The organism is Nocardiopsis suaedae, assembly GCF_027706745.1.
Classification (GTDB): domain Bacteria; phylum Actinomycetota; class Actinomycetes; order Streptosporangiales; family Streptosporangiaceae; genus Nocardiopsis_A; species Nocardiopsis_A suaedae.
The window spans coordinates 21405-39303 of sequence record NZ_JAQFWP010000028.1 but is presented as its reverse complement, the minus strand read 5'-3'; the positions used below and the strand labels follow the sequence as shown (position 1 = coordinate 39303).

Annotated in this window: 16 protein-coding genes; 6 read left to right on the top strand and 10 right to left on the bottom strand. The window is 74.2% G+C overall.

Annotation, left to right across the window (positions count from 1 at the left end; all coding sequences use genetic code 11):
- Positions 1–156: 156 nt before the first annotated feature.
- The gene (gene secA / locus O4U47_RS15960) at positions 157–3042 is read right to left on the bottom strand and encodes a preprotein translocase subunit SecA (RefSeq protein WP_270678656.1); all 2886 of its coding nucleotides are present in this window, start codon (positions 3040–3042) and stop codon (positions 157–159) included.
- A gap of 244 nt (positions 3043–3286) precedes the next feature.
- Here secA and O4U47_RS15955 point away from each other — a divergent pair, with 244 nt between their 5' ends.
- A complete protein-coding gene (locus O4U47_RS15955; RefSeq protein ID WP_270678655.1) occupies positions 3287–3676 on the top strand; it encodes a hypothetical protein in 390 nt (129 codons plus the stop codon).
- A 14-nt stretch (positions 3677–3690) separates the two neighbouring features.
- Here O4U47_RS15955 and hpf read toward each other — a convergent pair whose 3' ends face one another.
- The 5 genes from hpf to mtrA form a co-directional block, all read right to left on the bottom strand.
- Positions 3691–4341: a ribosome hibernation-promoting factor, HPF/YfiA family gene (gene hpf, locus O4U47_RS15950; RefSeq protein ID WP_270678654.1), complete on the bottom strand. Its 651-nt coding sequence runs from the start codon at positions 4339–4341 to the stop codon at positions 3691–3693.
- A 730-nt stretch (positions 4342–5071) separates the two neighbouring features.
- Positions 5072–5746, bottom strand: a complete 675-nt coding sequence (locus tag O4U47_RS15945) for a ComF family protein (RefSeq protein WP_270678653.1) — start codon at positions 5744–5746, stop codon at positions 5072–5074.
- 86 nt (positions 5747–5832) lie between these two features.
- The gene (locus tag O4U47_RS15940) at positions 5833–7695 is read right to left on the bottom strand and encodes an LpqB family beta-propeller domain-containing protein (RefSeq protein WP_270678652.1); all 1863 of its coding nucleotides are present in this window, start codon (positions 7693–7695) and stop codon (positions 5833–5835) included.
- Positions 7692–9464 carry an MtrAB system histidine kinase MtrB gene (gene mtrB / locus O4U47_RS15935; protein WP_270678651.1) on the bottom strand — a complete coding sequence of 591 codons (1773 nt, stop codon included), beginning with the start codon at positions 9462–9464 and terminating at the stop codon, positions 7692–7694. The genes O4U47_RS15940 and mtrB overlap by 4 nt, the downstream gene beginning before the upstream one ends.
- A gap of 19 nt (positions 9465–9483) precedes the next feature.
- Positions 9484–10164 carry an MtrAB system response regulator MtrA gene (gene mtrA / locus O4U47_RS15930; RefSeq protein WP_270678650.1) on the bottom strand — a complete coding sequence of 227 codons (681 nt, stop codon included), beginning with the start codon at positions 10162–10164 and terminating at the stop codon, positions 9484–9486.
- 651 nt (positions 10165–10815) lie between these two features.
- Between mtrA and O4U47_RS15925 the strand changes: the two genes are divergently transcribed.
- From O4U47_RS15925 to O4U47_RS15905, 5 genes are all read left to right on the top strand, one after another.
- A complete protein-coding gene (locus O4U47_RS15925) occupies positions 10816–11886 on the top strand; it encodes a glycerophosphoryl diester phosphodiesterase membrane domain-containing protein (protein ID WP_270678649.1) in 1071 nt (356 codons plus the stop codon).
- Positions 11883–12482, top strand: a complete 600-nt coding sequence (locus O4U47_RS15920) for a DUF4129 domain-containing protein (protein WP_270678687.1) — start codon at positions 11883–11885, stop codon at positions 12480–12482. The genes O4U47_RS15925 and O4U47_RS15920 overlap by 4 nt, the downstream gene beginning before the upstream one ends.
- On the top strand, positions 12479–13618 hold the full coding sequence (locus O4U47_RS15915; protein WP_270678648.1) for a DUF4350 domain-containing protein: 1140 nt from the start codon (positions 12479–12481) through the stop codon (positions 13616–13618). Before O4U47_RS15920 ends, O4U47_RS15915 begins: the two co-directional genes overlap by 4 nt.
- A gap of 72 nt (positions 13619–13690) precedes the next feature.
- Positions 13691–14674: an AAA family ATPase gene (locus tag O4U47_RS15910; protein ID WP_270678647.1), complete on the top strand. Its 984-nt coding sequence runs from the start codon at positions 13691–13693 to the stop codon at positions 14672–14674.
- Positions 14674–15975 (top strand): DUF58 domain-containing protein, encoded by a 1302-nt coding sequence (locus O4U47_RS15905; protein ID WP_270678646.1) that lies wholly within the window; start codon positions 14674–14676, stop codon positions 15973–15975. The genes O4U47_RS15910 and O4U47_RS15905 overlap by 1 nt, the downstream gene beginning before the upstream one ends.
- A 41-nt stretch (positions 15976–16016) precedes the next feature.
- On the opposite strand, the gene O4U47_RS15900 is transcribed toward O4U47_RS15905, so the two are convergent.
- From O4U47_RS15900 to O4U47_RS15885, 4 genes are all read right to left on the bottom strand, one after another.
- The gene (locus tag O4U47_RS15900) at positions 16017–16286 is read right to left on the bottom strand and encodes a hypothetical protein (RefSeq protein ID WP_270678645.1); all 270 of its coding nucleotides are present in this window, start codon (positions 16284–16286) and stop codon (positions 16017–16019) included.
- Between the two features lie 9 nt (positions 16287–16295).
- Entirely contained in the window at positions 16296–16460 is a 165-nt protein-coding gene (locus O4U47_RS15895; RefSeq protein ID WP_270678644.1) for a hypothetical protein, read from the bottom strand.
- 35 nt (positions 16461–16495) lie between these two features.
- Positions 16496–16765: a hypothetical protein gene (locus O4U47_RS15890; protein WP_270678643.1), complete on the bottom strand. Its 270-nt coding sequence runs from the start codon at positions 16763–16765 to the stop codon at positions 16496–16498.
- A gap of 120 nt (positions 16766–16885) precedes the next feature.
- The gene (locus tag O4U47_RS15885; protein ID WP_270678642.1) at positions 16886–17881 is read right to left on the bottom strand and encodes a stage II sporulation protein M; all 996 of its coding nucleotides are present in this window, start codon (positions 17879–17881) and stop codon (positions 16886–16888) included.
- Positions 17882–17899 lie beyond the last annotated feature (18 nt).

Below are 17899 nucleotides of genomic sequence, written 5' to 3'. Positions count from 1 at the left end.
GCGCCCGGGCACCGCGCCCGGGCACTGGGCCCGCACGCACGACGGGAGCCCCCGGCCGCATCGGCCGGGGGCTCCCCCTTTCTCTCCCCGTCCCCTTCCGCGCATGCGACGGGGCCGCTCCCGGAGGGAGCGGCCCCGATCAGCGTGAAGGCGCGGCTACTTGTTCTTCGGGTCGCCGTGGCACTTCTTGAACTTCTTGCCCGACCCGCAGGGGCAGGGGGCGTTGCGCGGCGTCCCGGCGTAGGAGTCCTCCACCGTCTCGGTCCGCTTGTCCACCCCGCCGTCCTCGGACGGGGCCGAGTACTGCAGCCGGTCCGGGCCCCGGTCACTGCCGAAGCCCGGGACCACGACCTCCTCGGCGCCGTCGGCGCCCCCGTCCTCCGCGGAGGGGCCGCCGTCCCCGGCGGCCTCGCCGTCGGCCTCCCCGGCGTCCATTCCGGCGGCCTCGGCCTCCTCCTCGGAGGCGGTGCCCACCGCCGCGGACACCGCGGCGCCGTTGGCGGCCGCGGCCGCCGCCGCGGAGGGGGCGCTGACCTCCTTCTTGCCCTTGACCTGCACCTCGACGTTGAAGACGTGGCCGACCGCCTCCTCCTTGATGGCGGCCAGCATCTCCTGGAACATGTCGTAGCCCTCCCGCTGGTACTCGATCAGCGGGTTGCGCTGGGCCATGGCGCGCAGGCCGATGCCCTCCTGGAGGTAGTCCATCTCGTACAGGTGCTCGCGCCACTTGCGGTCCATCACCTGCAGCACGATGCGCCGCTCGACCTCGCGCATCGCCTCCGAGCCCAGCTCCTCCTCGCGCTTGGCGTAGGCGGCGTGCGCGTCCTCGCGGACCCGCTCGGAGATCAGGTCCGGGGAGAGCGACCCCAGGCCGCCGTTCTCCTCGATGAGGTCGTCCACCGTGAAGGAGATCGGGAAGACCTGCTTGAACGCGGTCCAGAGCTTGTCCAGGTCCCAGTCGGCGGCGTCGCCCTCGGCCGTGGCCGAGCGCACGTACCCGTCCAGCACGTCGTCGACCATCCCGGCGACCTGGTCCTGCAGGTCGGCGCCCTCCAGCACCTTGCGGCGCTCGGAGTAGATGACCTTGCGCTGCCGGTTGAGCACCTCGTCGTACTTCAGGACGTTCTTGCGGATCTCGAAGTTCTGCGCCTCGACCTGGGTCTGCGCGCTCTGGATCGCCTTGGTGACCATGCCCGAGGCGATCGGCTGGTCATCCGGGAAGTTGGTGCGCTCCATGATCATCTCGACCCGGGCGCTGTTGAACATGCGCATCAGGTCATCGCGCAGCGACAGGTAGAACCGGCTCATGCCGGGGTCGCCCTGGCGCCCGGAGCGGCCGCGCAGCTGGTTGTCGATGCGCCGCGACTCGTGCCGCTCGGTGCCCAGCACGTACAGCCCGCCGGCCTCGACGACCTGCTCGTGCTCGCTGGCGACCTCCTTCTCGGCCTTCTCCAGCGCCTCCGGCCAGGCGGCCTCGTACTCCTCCGGCGTCTCCAGCGGGGTCAGGCCGCGCCCGTGCAGCTCCTCGTCGGCCATGAACTCGGCGTTGCCGCCGAGCATGATGTCGGTGCCGCGGCCGGCCATGTTGGTGGCCACGGTGACCCCGCCCAGCCGCCCGGCGCGGGCCACGATCGAGGCCTCCCGGGCGTGGTTCTTGGCGTTGAGCACCTCGTGCGGGACGCCCTGGCGCTTGAGGAGCTTGGACAGCAGCTCGGACTTCTCCACGCTGGTGGTGCCCACCAGGACCGGCTGGCCCTCCTCGTGGCGCTCGGCGATGTCCTCGACGATCGCGTCGAACTTGCCCTCCTCGTGCTTGTACACGAGGTCCTTCTCGTCCGCGCGGATCATCGGCTTGTTGGTGGGGATGGGCACCACGCCGATGCCGTAGGTCTGGTGGAACTCGGCCGCCTCGGTCTCGGCGGTGCCGGTCATGCCCGAGAGCTTGTCGTAGAGGCGGAAGTAGTTCTGCAGCGTGATCTTGGCGAGCGTCTGGTTCTCGTCCTTGATCTTCACGCGCTCCTTGGCCTCGATGGCCTGGTGCATGCCCTCGTTGTAGCGGCGGCCCCGCAGCACGCGCCCGGTGAACTCGTCGACGATGAGCACCTCGCCGTCGTTGACGATGTACTCCTTGTCCTTGCGGTAGAGCTCCTTGGCCTTGATCGCGTTGTTCAGGAAGGAGACCAGCGAGGTGTTCGCGGGCTCGTACAGGTTCTCGATGCCCAGCTGGTCCTCGACCTTGGCGACGCCGGACTCGTTGATGCCGACCGTGCGCTTCTTCTCGTCGACCTCGTAGTCCTCGTCCCGGCGCAGGCGCGGGGCGATCTTGGAGAAGACCTCGTACCAGCGGGAGTTCTGCTGGGCCGGGCCGCTGATGATCAGCGGGGTGCGGGCCTCGTCGATGAGGATGGAGTCGACCTCGTCGACGATGGCGAAGTTGTGGCCGCGCTGCACGAGCGCGTCCATGGACAGCGCCATGTTGTCGCGCAGGTAGTCGAAGCCGAACTCGTTGTTGGTGCCGTAGGTGACGTCGGCGGCGTAGGCCGCGCGGCGCGCCTCGGGCTTCATGTCCGGGCTGATCACCCCGACCTCGAGGCCGAGCAGCTGGTAGATGCGGCCCATGTTCTCGGCGTCGCGGCGGGCCAGGTAGTCGTTGACGGTGACCACGTGCACGCCGTCGCCGGTGAGCGCGTTCAGGTACACCGGCAGGGTGGAGGTCAGGGTCTTGCCCTCACCGGTCTTCATCTCGGCGATGTTGCCGAGGTGCAGCGCGGCCCCGCCCATGATCTGGACGTCGAAGTGGCGCTGGCCGAGGGTGAGCTGGGCGGCGCGGCGGACCGTGGCGAAGGCCTCGGGAAGCAGGTCGTCGAGCTTCTCACCGTCCTTGAGGCGCTCCCGGTACTCGTCGGTGAGCTCGCGGAGCTCGGCCTCGGTGAGGTCGGCGAAATCTTCCTCGATCGAGTTGACCTGGTCCGTGAGCTTCTTCAGCTTGCGCAGGATCTTGCCTTCTCCCGCGCGGAGGACCTTGTCGAGTATGCCTGGCACTTGCTCTGCGCTCCTCAGCAGATCGGGGCCCGCGTCCGGAGGCGGGACGGTGTCCTTGACCCCCAGCCTTCCATCCTAGGTGAGCTTATTGCCTCACCGTCCCGCCCGCGTCTCGCCGCGTCCCGCGCGCGCTGCGCTCTCGGATGCGGGCCGCGGGCCGCCACCGGGTATATCGGGAGGAGGAGGGGGGTCCGCGGGGCCCGCGGACCACGGTTCAGGGGCACGGCGAAGGGGGGAGCCCGCCATGACCGATCGGCGCGCACACGAGGACGCGGCAGGACGGGACGCCGGACGCTACGACGCCCGCATCCGCGGCTATCAGAGGGAAGGGGGGCGCTTCGCCCCGACCAGCGACCACCGCGGCCGCGTGCGCTCCTGGGCAGGGGTGGCGCTGGTGGTCGCCGGCGCGCTGGCCGCGGCGCTGGCGATGGTGACCGCCACGCCGTGGCTGCTCATCGTGGCGGCGGTGGCGGCCCTGGCCGGGCTGGCGGTGTGCGTGGCCGGGGACATCTTCACCGACGTGGTGCTGGACGACCCGCACCGGGAGTCGGAGGAGCCGCACAGCACGCCGCTGCACAAGATCAAGGAGCGCGACCGGGAGCTGGAGGCCGAGCGCCGCCGGGCCGGGGCCTGAGCGCAGGGGCCGGGTCAGTCCGTCAGCCGGATGACCCCGTAGTTGAAGCCCTTGCGCCGGTAGACGACGCTGGGGGCGTCCTTGTCCTCGTCGTGGAACAGGTAGAAGTCGTGGCCCACGAGCTCCATCTCCATGAGGGCCTGGTCGATGCTCATGGGCTTGGCCGAGTGCGACTTCTCCCGCACGATGAGCGGCGCCTCCCCCTGGGTGTCCAGCTCGACGAACCCGTCGTCGAACCGGGCCTGTTCACCGGAGGCCGCCGCCGGGGCGGACGGCGCGGGCACCGCGACCGCGCCCGGAGCGCCCGATTCGGCCAGGTCGGCGGTGGCGGCGGCCACCGACACCGGAGCGCGCCGCCCCTTGCCGACCTTGCGCCGGTCGACGGCCTTGCGCAGCCGGGACTCCACCCGGTCCAGCGCGAGGTCGAGGGCGCCGTAGCGGTCGTCGGCCGACGCCTCACTGCGGATGACCGGGCCGGTGGAGTGGATCGTCAGCTCGATGCGCTCGCTCTGGGACGCCTGACGCGGGTTGCGCTCCCGGGAGACCTCGACGTCGACGCTCATGCCCTTGCGCTCCCACTTGGAGAGCTTGGTGAGCTTGTTCTCGACGTGCTGCCGGAACTTGTCGCTGATCTCGGTACGTCGCCCCTTGACGATGATGTCCACAAGACCCCCTTGATCGCTCAGCCGCCGCACGGCGGCCAGGCCGTTGGTGCATCCCGGCGCGCTGCGCGCGTGGGGATGAGAAGGGCTCCTCCTTCCGCCCGCCCGGCCCCGCCGGGGTCCGGACGGCTCGCGACGGGTCGCTATGGCTTTGCGTATACCCCGGATCACCGCCGTGATCACCCGCGCATCGTGTGAGAGAAGCCCAGTTCACGGCAGGGAACATCACATTCGGGACAGCCGGGGAAGAGAGGATGCCACCCGCCCGGCCGACCTGGTCTTCGTCCCCACATCCGCCTGCTGAGGGGTCCGCCGCTTCGCGTGCGACTACTGCCCTTCTCCCGCGGCCGAGGGTCATCCGGACCCTCTGCGAGGCAGGACTTACCTCTAAGGCGCACCGTGATCGGACGACGAAAAGTCGCCTTACGTGGGCCGTTTCGCCTGCGCCTGGCATCGGCTTGCCGCGGTCCGCTCCGCCTTCCGGCGCAGCGCACCCCGGCGCAACCACGGACCCGGGCGGGTGCCATGTCCGAAACGCTAACCCGAGAACCGCCTCTTGTCAGGTGGAGAATTCGCCCCGGAGCCCCTGGAAACGGCCCGGATGGCCCGTCCCGCCACCGGAGTGGGCCCCCTCCGGGGCGCGGGCAAAAGTTTTTTGGCGCCCGTCCCGCCCAGGGACCCCACGCGCCACAGCGGCCACAGGGACCCCACCGGCCCCACGGGTCGGCGCCGCTCACCGCCGCTCGGCGAGGACCGCCGCCGCACGGACCCGCACGCCGCCCGCGCGCAGGGCGCGGGCCGCCTCCGCGAGCGTGGCCCCGGTCGTGACGACGTCGTCGATGAGCACCGGATCACCCGCGAGGCCGTGCGGAGCGCCCCTCCGGACCTCCAGCGCCCCGGCCAGGTTCCCCCTCCGCTCGCCGCGCCCCAGGCCCACCTGGTCGGCGACCCTCCGGCGGTGCCGCAGCAGAGGGCGGTGCACCGCCGCGCGCCCCCGGCGGCGCAGCTCGCGCGCGGCGGAGCGGGCGAGCGGGACGGTCCGGTCCCCGCCCCGGCGGCGCACGCTCTGCGGGCGCGCGGGGACCGGGACCAGGAGGAGGGGGCGCGGCCCCGGCGCGGCCGCCGCGACGGCGGCGGCGAGCCGGACCCCCGACCGCGCGGCGAGCGCACGGGCGCCGCCGTGCTTGTAGGCGAGGAGCAGGGCGCGGTCCGCGCCGGTGTAGGGTCCGGCGGCCCAGGCCGGGGGGCAGCCGGGGCGCGGGGCGCAGCGGTGCGGGCGGGCGGCGAGCGCGTCCGCGCACTCGGGGCAGACCAGGGCGCCCGGCCGCCCGCAGGCGCGGCAGCACTCGCCCAGCACCAGCCCGCCGAGTGCTCGGAGGAACGCGGGGAGACGTCCGAAGAACGGCATGCCGCCACTGTGCGCGCCCCGGGACCGCCACGGGGAACGGGCCGCGCCCCTGTGGACAGAGCCCTTTCACGCGGATGGGGGCGGGGCTACCCCGGGAAGACCGGGTCGGTGCCCTCGGTGGCGCGCTGCCACATCACGCGGTCGGCGGTGAGCCAGAGCTGGTCGTCGTCGGCCCCGGCCAGGAGCGGCAGGTCGGGGGCGGCCGCGATGGTGCGGGCGCCGGACAGCGGGCCGACGCTGGAGGGCGCGGTGCCGCCGTCCAGCGGGACCAGGTATCCGCGGACCGCCCCGTCGCGCTGCGTGCCCAGGACGGCGAGCTGGTCCCCGCCGCGCCAGGCCACGTCGACGACCTCGCCGACATCGCGCGCCAGGGCCATGAACCCGCCGAGGCGCACGTCCCCGTCGGCCCCCACGGACACCCGGCCCACCCACAGGCGGCCCCCGGCGTCGCCCTCCTCGGTGATGACCGCGGCGCGGGTCCCGTCGCGGGACAGCCGGAGCTGGGTCACCCTCCGGTCGTTCAGGCCGGGGACGGTGACCTCCACCGGGTCCGTGCCCTCGCGCAGCATCCACACCCGTGTGGACGGCTCCGGCTCGTCCTCCCCGCCGTCGTCCGAACCGCCGTCCGAACCGCCGTCCTGCTCCGCGTCCTCGTCCCCGTCCCCGGCGTCCTCCTCGGAGCCGCCCGGCGTCCGCTCCACGGCCCACAGGTTGCCGTAGCCGTCCCAGGACAGCGCGCTGAATTCGCCGCCCTCCAGCACCGGCCGGAAGGCGTCGTCACCGGAGTCGGCCAGCATCACCCGGTCGTTCTCGGCGTCCACCGCCGCGAAGTGCTTCTGGTCCAGCGAGACGGCGTACCCGTTCAGCCCCCGGCCGGCCCGGCCGGGCGCCCCCGGCACGGCGGCGACCTCGGGGGTGGCGCCGTCCTCCTCGCCCTTCATGCTCCACAGCCGGCCCTCGCGCACGAAGTAGGCGTTCAGGCTGCGGTCCACACCGGAGGGGTTCACGTCCCCCCACTGCTCGGTGCCGCCCTGCAGGGACTCCTCCTCGTCCCCGGGGATGCGGCTCTCCTCCCCGCCCGCGCGCAGCACCACCTCCTGCACCTCGGGGAGCTGCTTGAGGGTCCAGGCGAGCTGGGCCTCCATGTCCGCGCGGTCCGAGGCCGAGGGGGTGCGGCCGCCGAGCTCCACCGTCACCCGGCCGCCGTCGAAGGCCACGTCGGCGGTGGCCTGCTCGGGGAACGCCGAGTCCACGGCGGGGGACAGCCACCGGGTCGGCCCGGCGACGGCCTTCTTGGCCAGCCGGGTGGCCACGTCGTCGGAGGTCACCGGCAGGAAGACCGGGTCGGGCACCAGGGTGGAGCGGTCCCGGTTGAAGAAGTACAGGTTGAGCGGGCGGTACACCCGCTCCACGTCCCCGCGGGCCAGGATGAGCCGGTCGGGCAGGTCGGCGATGCGCCACTCGCCGTCCGCGTCGCGCGACAGCTCGAAGTCGACGTCGATGATCTCGCCGCCGTCCCCGGCCACGTAGTGGCCGTCGGAGCCGATGGAGGCCGCCTCGGGGGTGCGCATCCGCACCGTGGCGGTGTCCTCGTCGGCGCCCGGCTCCACGTCCAGGGAGACCGAGTCCATGCTCTCGTAGACCAGCGCCGAGTCGTCCGGCGACCAGGAGGCCCTGCGGTCGGGGAGCAGGAAGCGCCGCGGGGCGGCGTGGTTGTCCTCGAAGCTGGCCATGTCCTTGAGGAAGCCCTCGACCAGTCCCACCTCGCTGACCCCCGGCTGGGGGCCGGCGGGCAGCATGCGCACGTAGGAGTCGGAGGCGGCGGGCGACTCGCCGCCGCGGTCGCTCTGGGCGATGGGCCCGGCCGAGGGCACGGTGGCGCATCCCCCGGCGATGAGCACCGCCAGGGCGCCGGCCGCGGCGCCGGTGCGGGCCTGGGCGCGTCTCATCCGACCTCCCCCGCGGCGGGGGTCCGCCCCGGCTCGGCGGCGCGCCCGGGCTCGGCCTCGGGCGCCTCCTCCGGCGCGGGGCGGGCGGCCCGTCCCCGTCCCAGGGAGCGCTCCGGCGGGACCAGCGGCAGCGGGGAGCCGCGCAGCTCCTTTCCGGAGGCGCGGGGCAGGGAGAGGCGGAACTGCGACCCGGCGCCGAGCTCGCCCCAGGCCTGCAGCCACCCGCCGTGCAGCTGGGCGTCCTCCTTGGCGATCGACAGCCCCAGCCCGGTCCCGCCGGTCGTGCGGGCGCGGGCCGGGTCGGCCCGCCAGAAGCGGTCGAAACACAGGTGCTCCTCGCCCTCCTTGAGCCCGACCCCGAAGTCGCGCACGGCCACCGCCACCGCGTCCCGGTCGCAGGCGGCCGTCACCACCACGTCCCGGTCCTCACTGTGCTCGATGGCGTTGACGACCAGGTTGCGCAGGATGCGCGTGATCCGGCGGGAGTCCATGTCCGCGGTGCAGGGCTCGGCCGGGAGCCGGAGCACCACCTTGATGCCGCGCTTCTCGGCGATCTGCTCGGAGTCGCCCACCGCCTTGAGCACGCAGTCGCGGATGTCGACCGGCTCCACCGCCAGCGTGGCCGCCCCGGCGTCGTGCCTGCTGATCTCCAGCAGGTCGCCCAGCAGCTCCTCGAACCGCTCCAGCTGGCCCTGGAGCAGCTCCACCGACCGGTTCATCGTCGGGTCGAGGTCGTCGCGCTGCTCGTAGAGCAGGTCCCCGGCCATCCGGATGGTGGTCAGCGGGGTGCGCAGCTCGTGCGAGACGTCGGAGACGAACTGGCGCTGGGACTTGGACAGCTCCTCCAGCTCCTGGATCTTCTCCTGGAGGCTCCCGGCCATCTCGTTGAAGGAGACCGCGAGCCGGGACAGGTCGTCGGTGCCGCGCACCTGCATGCGCTCGTTCAGGTCGCCCTCGGCCAGCCGCTCGGCCGACCCGGCCGCCGCCCGCACCGGGCTGACCACCTGCCGGGTGACCAGGTAGGAGATCACCCCGAGCACCAGGGTCAGCAGCGCACCCACCACGAACAGGGTGTTCTGCACCAGGTCGAGGATGTTCTGCTCGTGCGTGAGGGGGAAGACGTAGTACAGCTCGTAGGTGTGCGACAGCGGGGCGCCCACCACCAGGCCCGGCTCGTCGGCCGTGCGCTCGCGGCGGATGGTGGTGTAGGTCCAGTAGGGCGGCTCGCCGGTCCCCGAGGCCTGTACCTGCTCGCGGAGCCGCTCGGGCACCGAGGAGCTGCGCACGTCCCCGGCGACGAACCCGCGGCTGCCCGCCACGCTGGGCAGGATCATCACGTCGTAGGTGCCCGACTCGGCGCGGCCGCCGGACAGCTCGTCGGCGATGTCCTCGAGCTGCTGGTCCGGGTCGACCGACTGGTCACCGTCCTGCAGCGCGTTGATCGCGCTGCTCACCCCGTTCGCGTGGTCGCTGAGCGCCGCCTCGCGCTGGGCCTCCAGGAGCCCGCTGCGCACCTGCTGCACCAGGAAGAACCCGAGCACGGCGGCGACCGCCACCGAGATCGCCAGCGTGCTGGAGACCACCCGCAGCTGCAGCGAGGAGCGCCAGCGCTGGTGCACCCAGCGCACCAGGCCCCGGGCGGCCCGCTGGGCGGCCAGGTACCCGCGGAGCAGCCCCGTGCTCACCCGGTGCAGCCGCCCGGGGGCGGCCTCGTCGGCCTCCGCCGCCTCGGCCGGCTCGTCGGGTCCGCCGGTGCCGCCGCTCGCCACGTCCGCTGTCCGGTTCCGGTCAGGCCGCGCCGCCGGCCTTGTAGCCGACGCCGCGCACGGTCACCACGACCTCGGGGTGCTCCGGGTCCTTCTCGATCTTCGCCCGCAGGCGCTGGACGTGCACGTTGACCAGGCGCGTGTCGGCGGCGTGCCGGTAGCCCCAGACCTGCTCCAGCAGCACCTCGCGGGTGAAGACCTGGCGCGGCTTGCGGGCCAGCGCCACCAGCAGGTCGAACTCCAGCGGGGTGAGGCTGATCGGCTCGCCGTCGCGGCGCACCGCGTGCCCGGCCACGTCGATGGTGATGTCGCCGATCTGGAGCACCTCGGGGGCGGGCTCCTCGGTGCGGCGCAGCCGCGCGCGCACGCGCGCCACCAGCTCCTTGGGCTTGAAGGGCTTGACGATGTAGTCATCGGCGCCCGACTCCAGGCCGAGCACCACGTCGACGGTGTCGCCCTTGGCGGTCAGCATCACCACCGGCACGCCCGACTCGGTGCGGATCTGCCGGCACACGTCGATGCCCTCGGTGCCGGGCAGCATCAGGTCCAGCAGCACCAGGTCGGGCTTGGACTCGCGGAAGGCCTCCAGCGCCTTGTCCCCGTCGTGCACGAACGTCGGCTCGAAGCCCTCGCCTCTGAGGACGATGCCGAGCATCTCGGCGAGGGCGAGGTCGTCGTCGACGACCAGTACGCGTCCCTTCATCAATGCTTCCGGCACCCGGTCCGCCTCCCCCGCGGGGGACGCGTCACCCAGCGCCTTCTCCTTTCTGGACACTCAAGCGGCGAACTGCGGTCACTACTGCCGGGGTCCCTGGCGGGAGCCGTGTTCTCACCCACACCTTGCCATCTCCCCGGCGGGTCCGGCTGCGGTTCGCCCCGGTCGCCCGGCGGCCTCCGCCCGATCGCCTCCCCGATCGCTGTGCTCCCCGCCCCGTCCGCCGTCCGTGGACGCCGCCCGGGCGGTCCGCCTCCGAACATCGCGCGACTTGGTCGGTAGATAACCGAAAGCATACAAAACGAACGGACGGACGCGCCGCTCACGAGGGTGGCGGGCACGCGCTCCCCCGGGGCGCGCCCCGTCCCGCGGGAGATCTGGCATAGCGTGGGTGTCCCCACGTGACGGATGGACGGCGGAGGAGAGATGACGCACGACGAGGGCCGCCCCGGAGGCGCTCCGGGCCCCGAGGGGGCCCACCCCCCGGGCCCATGGGCCGTCCCCGGCGGAGGGGGGACGCCCCCGCCCCAGGGCCCCGCCGCGCCGCCCGGGTTCGCACCCCCGGGCCCGCCCCCCGGCCCGCCCCCGGGCGGACACGCGGGCCACGGCGCCCCCGGATGGGGATGGGGGCCGCCGCCGGTGCCGCGCCCCGGCATCATCGCGCTGCGCCCGCTCACCCTCGGCGACATCTTCAACGGCGCCTTCTCCTACATCCGCGGCAACCCCCGCACGGTCATGGGGATCGCGGTCATGCTGTCGGCCGTCATCGCGCTGCTGCCGTCGATCGGCAGCGGCAGCATGCTCAATGACATCGACCGGGTCACCGCCCAGGTCGACGCCGGGACCTCCGCCGACACGGCGTTCCCGTTCTCCGTGGGCACCCTGGCGCTCAACGCCGCCGGGCTGGTGGTGCAGTTCGTCGGCGCCGCCGTCCTGGCCGGGGTGCTGGCCGCGGTGATCGGCATGGCGGTGCTCGGGCAGCGGCCCACCGTCCGCGAGGCGTTCACCTGGTTCGCCCCGCGCACCGGCGCCGTCCTCGGGGTGGCCGGGCTGCTGCTGCTCATGGGCGTGGGCTGGTTCGTGCTGTTCTTCGGCGCGCTCATCGGCGGGGTGTTCCTGGCGGTCGAGGCCGACCCCGCGATCGGCGTGCCGGTCCTGCTCGGCGGCATGCTGCTCACCGCCGTGCTGGGGGTGTGGGTCTACGTGCGGACCGCCCTGGCGATGCCGGCCGCCGTCCTGGAGCGGATGGGCGCCGGGCGGGCCCTGGCCCGGTCCTGGCGGCTGACGCAGCGCTCGTGGTGGCGCACCTTCGGCATCCTGCTGCTGGCCTCGCTGGTCACGCAGATGGTCGCGAGCGTCCTGGCCACGCCGTTCTCCATCGGCGGCGCGCTGGGGATGGCCCTGATCCCCGACGCGTCGCTGGCCGCCGTCGTCTACGCGGCGACGATCTTCCTGGGCGCGGTCCTCGGGGGCGCGGTGACCTCCCCGTTCCTGAGCGGGGTGACCGGGCTTCTCTACGTCGACCTGCGGATGCGCCGTGAGGCCCTCGACCTGCGGCTGCAGGCCGCCGCCCAGGAGGGGCGCGGCATCGGGCCCGAGGTCTACCTGCCGGAGCCGCCGCCCGCGCCGCCCGCGCCGCCCAATGAACCTCCCAACGCACCGCCCGCCGGGCCTCCCGGCGGCGGGGCCCCGGGGGCCGCGCCGTGGTGACCCGCGAGGAGGGCGCCCGCATCGCCGGTGAAGAGCTGTCCGACCCCGCCTACGGCAACGCCGAGCCGGGGTGGCTCCAGCGTGTCCTCAGTGCCCTGGGGGACCTGGTGGGCGAGTTCCTCCAGGGCGCCTCCGGCCTGCCCGGCGGGTGGTGGACCCTGGGGCCGCTGCTGGTGCTCCTGGTACTCGTCGTCGTCGCGCTCATCGTCTACGCCCGCCCGTCCCGCAACGTCCGCACCGCGCAGGCCCTATTCGGGGACCGCGCTCCGCAGACCGCGGCCGACCACCGCGCCGCCGCCGAACGGCACGCCGCGGGCGGCGACCACTCGGCGGCGGTCCGCGAGCGGCTGCGCGCCATCGCCCTGGAACTGGAGGAGCGCGGCGTGGTGGCGCCGCGCCCCGGGCGGACCGCCACCGAGCTGGCCGCCGACGCGGGCGAGGCGATGCCCGCCCAGAAGGCCGCCCTGGAGGCGGCCGCGGCGGTGTTCAACGACAGCGCCTACGGCGACCGCCCCGCCACCCCTGACGGCTACCGCACGCTGCGCGAGCTCGACGAGGCGCTGTCCGCCGCGCGCCCCCGGGAGGACGCCCGGTGACGACCGCTCCCCCGTCCCAGGCGGGCGCCCGCTGGCGGCGCGCCCGCGGGCCCATCGCCGTCGTGGCGGTGCTGGTCCTGCTCTCCTTCGTCGTGTCCCTGGGGGCGCGTCCCGAGCGCACCGGTTCGCTGGAGCCCGAGGCGACCACCCCGGAGGGATCACGCGCGCTGGTGAACATCCTGGAGGAGCAGGGCAGCGAGGTGACCGTGGCCCGCGACAGCGCCGCGGCGCTCGACGCCGCCTCCGGTGACGCGCTGGTGGTGCTGGCCGCGAGCCACCGGCTGACCCGGGGCGAACTGGAGCGGCTGGCCGCCTCCGACGCCGACGTGCTGGCCGTGCGCCCCACCGGGCCCGCCCTGCGTCTCCTCGCCCCCGGCGTCGAGATGGTCGGCCGCGGCGACGATGTCACCCCGGAGCCCGAATGCCGCCTGCCCGCAGCGCGCGCGGCCGGGGCCGCCGACGCCGGAGGCGAGTCCTACAGCGGCGGCGACTCCGGCTGCTACCCGGTCGACGGCGGCGAGGGCCTCGTCGTCGCCGAGCGCCCGGACGGCGCCGCCACCACCGTTCTGGGCGCCACCGCCCCGCTGACCAATGAGCGCCTGGGGCGGGAGGGCAACGCCGCCCTCATGCTCAACCTGGCGTCCGGCCGGGACGTCGTGTGGTTCCTGCCCGACGTGCCGGCGCAGAGCGGGCAGAGCACCGTCTGGGACCTGCTCCCGCTGCCGCTGCGCTGGTCGGTGGTGCCGCTGGGCGCCGCCCTGGTGCTGCTGGCGCTGTGGCGCGGCCGCCGCCTCGGGCCGCTGGTCACCGAGCGGCTGCCCGTCGTCGTCCGGGCCGCCGAGACCACCGAGGGGCGGGCGCGGCTGTACGCCGCGCGGCGCGCCCGGGACCGGGCCTCCGCGGCACTGCGCGCGGACACCGCCGAACGGCTGCGCACCGCCGTCGGGCTCGCGGCCGACGCGGACGCCGACGCGGTCGCCGCGGCGGTCGCCCTGCGCACCGGGGACGACCCGGCCCAGGTGCGGCGGCTGCTGTACGGTGCCCCGGAGGGCGGGGACGTGGCCGACGACGCGGCGCTGGCGGCCCTGGCCGACGACCTGGACCGCCTGGAGGGGCGCCTCTCCCCCGGCGCCTGAGCGGCCCGCCCCGGACCGCGGGACCGCGCCTTGACCACCGAGCCTCGACCCACCGAGAGAGGGAAGCACACCGTGACCGCCTTCACCCCGCAGGGCGCGCCCAGCGCAGAGCAGGCGCGGCAGGCCCTGGGCGCCGTGCGCCACGAGGTCGCCAAGGCCGTGGTCGGCCAGGACGAGACGGTGACCGGCCTGGTCGTGGCCCTGCTGTGCCGCGGCCACGTGCTAATGGAGGGCGTCCCCGGCGTCGCCAAGACGCTGCTGGTGCGCACCCTGTCCGCGGCGCTGGCCCTGGACCACAAGCGCACCCAGTTCACCCCGGACCTGATGCCCGGCGACGTGACCGGGTCCATGGTCTACGACGCCCGCACCGCCCAGTTCGAGTTCCACCACGGGCCGGTGTTCACCAACCTGTTCCTGGCCGACGAGATCAACCGCACCCCGCCCAAGACGCAGGCGGCGCTGCTGGAGGCCATGGAGGAGCGGCAGGTGACGGTGGCCGGCGAACCGCTGCTGCTCCCCGACCCGTTCGTGGTGGCCGCCACCCAGAACCCGGTGGAGTACGAGGGCACCTACCCGCTGCCCGAGGCCCAGCTCGACCGCTTCCTGCTCAAGCTGGTGGTCCACCTGCCCGAGCGGGACGACGAGGTGGGGGTGCTGGCCCGGCACGCCGCCGGGTTCGACCCCTCCGACCTGGAGGCGGCCGGGGTGCGGCCGGTCGCCGGGCCGGCCGAGCTGGCGGCGGCGCGCGCGGCCGCGGCGTCGGTGCGCGTCTCCCAGGAGGTACTGGGCTACATCGTGGACCTGTGCCGGGCCACCCGCCAGTCCCCGTCGCTGCAGCTGGGCGCCTCCCCGCGCGGGGCGACCGCGCTGCTGCGCACCTCGCGGGCGTGGGCGTGGCTGTCGGGCCGGGACTACGTGACGCCGGACGACGTGAAGGCGCTGGCGCGGGCGACGCTGCGGCACCGGGTGGCGCTGCGCCCGGAGGCCGAGCTGGAGGGCGCGACCGCCGACGGGGTGCTCGACGGCGTCCTGGCCGCGGTGCCGGTCCCCCGGTGATGGCGATCACGGGCCGCGCCGTGGCGGTCGCCTTCGCCGCCGTGCCGGTGGTACTGGCCGCCGGTGCGCTCGCCGCGTGGGCGGCGTGGGCGGCGGTGGCACTGGTCGTGCTGCTCATCGTCGCGGACACGGCGCTGGCGCCCAGCGCGCGCGGGGTGCGCCTGGAGCGCTCCGGCGACACTTCGGTCCGGCTGGGTGAGACGGCGCGGGTGGAGCTGGTGGTGGCCAACCCGTCCGGGCGGGCGCTGCGCGGTGTGCTGCGCGACGCCTGGCCGCCGAGCACGGGGGCGCGCCCGTCCCGGCACCGGCTGCGGGTGCCGGGCGGTGAACGGCGCCGCCTGGAGACCGTCCTAGAGCCGCAGCGGCGCGGCGACCACGCGTCGGCGGGGGTGACGGTGCGCAGTCTGGGCCCCATGGGGCTGGCGGCGCGGCAGGCCACGCACACGGTGCCGTGGGTGCTGCGGGCGCTGCCCCCGTTCCACAGCCGCCGCCACCTGCCGGGCAAGCTGGCCCGCCTGCGCGAACTGGACGGGCGCACGAGCGCGCTGGTGCGCGGGCAGGGCAGCGAGTTCGACTCGCTGCGCGAGTACGTGCCCGGGGACGACGTGCGGTCCATCGACTGGCGGGCGACGGCCCGCCGGGAGTCGGTGGTGGTGCGCACCTGGCGGCCCGAGCGGGACCGCCGCATCCTGCTGGTGCTGGACACCGGCCGAACGTCGGCCGGGCGGGTGGGAGACGTGCCCCGGCTGGACCACTCGATGGACGCGGCGCTGCTGCTGGCGGCGCTGGCCGCCAAGGCGGGCGACCGGGTCGACCTGCTGGCGTTCGACCGCCGGGTGCGGGCCCAGGTGCGCACCCGGGGACGGGGCACGTCGGTGCCGACCATGGTGCAGGCGATGGCCCCGCTGGAGGCGGAGCTGGTGGAGTCCGACCCGGCGGCCATGGCCTCGGCGGTGCTGGGCGGCCAGGGCCGCTCGCGGCGGCTGGTGGTGCTGCTGACCGACCTGAACGCCTCGGCCCTGGAGGAGGGCCTGCTGCCGATGCTCCCGGCGCTGACGTCGCGCCACACGGTGATGCTGGCGGCGGTGTCGGACCCGGTGGTGGAGTCGATGGCCGCCGAACGCGGGGACGCCCGGGCGGTCTACCGGTCGGCGGCGGCGCGCCGGACCATGGCCGACCGCAGGCGCGTGACGGCCGAGCTGCGGAAGCGCGGCGTGGAGGTCGTGGACGCCCCGCCCGAGACGATCGCCCCGGCCCTGGCCGACGCCTACATCGCCATGAAGGCCCAGGGGAGGTTGTAGGCGCCCCGGGGCGGGGGCGCGTCCCCGCCCCGAAGCGCGGATCACTCCACCGAGGAACCGTCCTTCGGAAGGTCGTTCAAAAGCTCCTCAGCCGATGCGACGACCCCCGCCCGCCGGAGGAGGGCTTCGAGGACGTCCTGATCCGTACAGGCGAGAATGCGCTCCCGCACCACCTCGGACACAGGGAGCCGCCGCCTCTCCAGAACCGCGAGGACCGCGTGCGCCGCCATCTCCGCACGGCCCTCCGCACGCCCCTCCTCACGGCCTTGCAGCCGCATCTGGGACGGGTCGTGGTAGGTCGCTCCGGCCATCAGTTCCCTTCAGAACTCTCGCGCCGGGCCTGCATCGAGGCCGGTCTCCGTGAACTCGGCGATGTACTTCGCGGTCGCCACTTCAATCGTGTCCAGCGCCTCAGCCAGCGCTTTCGGTATGCCATCCCGATTCGGGCCCTTCCGGTGAACGAGAGCGGAGAACACCGCCAGCATCACGTCTCCGGCGGCCTGTTCGGGATCGGTGACGGTTAGGAGACGTAGTAGGGCCAGCTCCCCCGCTTGTCTCCGTCCTTGTCGGACTGCGACTCGATGACCAGGATGTGGTTATCGGCACCGTAATCCAGCCACAGGACGGAGTCCGCGCGTCGCTCGATGACCTTGATCTCGGAGAGATCGGCGTTGAGCACCGACTCAGGCGCGGGCGGTCCGTTGCCGAAGAGGTGCTCGAATGTGCGCCCCAGAAGATGCGGATCCTCGCAGAGGATCCGGTGCAGGGCCTCATGCGGCGGTTTGACCATCGCGGACAAGCCAGCGGGCGGTCATGGCAGGCCGCAGGCGCTTATCCGAACATGCGTATTGACGTTCCGGCCGGAGCCCCTTGCGGTCGTGCCGTGCCCGGCGGCGTGTGCGGGCCGCTCCTACGCCGCGGTCGGGGCCGACGCCGGGGCGCCTTCGACGTCGCCCGACTCGCCCTCCCTGTGCGCCTTCCTCCCCAAGGTGAACACGTACGCCAGGAACAGCGCCTCGGCCACCACGCCGATGCCGATCCGCAGCCAGGTGACGTGCACCCACCCGGTCACCAGGCCCTCGATCAGGCCCGAGACGAACAGCACCAGCACCAGCCCCAGGGCCACCGCCATCGCCGCGCGCACCTCCTCGGCCAGGGCGCGGCCCCGCGGGCGGCCGCCCGGGTCGATGATCGTCCAGCCCAGTTTCAGGCCCACCCCCGCGGCCACGAACACCGCCGTCAGCTCCAGCAGGCCGTGCGGCAGGATCAGGCCGAGGAACACGTCCCCCTTGCCGCTGGCGAACATCACCCCCGCGGCCGCCCCCAGGTTGGCGCCGTTGAGCGCCAGCACGTAGACCGTGGGCAGGCACAGGAACACCCCGAGGGTCAGCGCCTGCGCCGCCGCCCAGGCGTTGTTGGTCCACACGCGCGCGGCGAACGACGCGCCCGGGTGCTCCACGTAGTAGTTCGCGAAGTCGTGCTCGACGTAGGCCCGGATCTCCTCCGGGGTGCCCACCGCCGCCAGCGCCGACGGGTCGGTGGCCAGCCACCAGGCGATCGCGGCGGCGAAGCCCACCGTGCCCGCGCTCGCCCCGATCCACCACCAGCGCAGCCGGTAGGCCACCGCCGGGAAGGTGCGGGTGAAGAACCGCACCAGGTCCTTCCAGGCCGGGTCGTGCGCCCCCACCACGGCGGCGCGCGCCCGCGCGACCAGCCCGGACAGCCGCCCCACCAGGGCGGGGTCGGCCCCGGCCGAGCGCACCGCGGACAGCTGGGTGGACACCCGCTGGTACAGGTCGACCAGCTCGTCCACCTCGGGCCCGGTCAGCCGACGGCGCCGGCGGACCAGCACCTCCAGCCGCTTCCAGTCCTCGCGGTGCGCGGCGGCGAAAACGTCGATCTCCACGCCAAGCGACCCTATCGG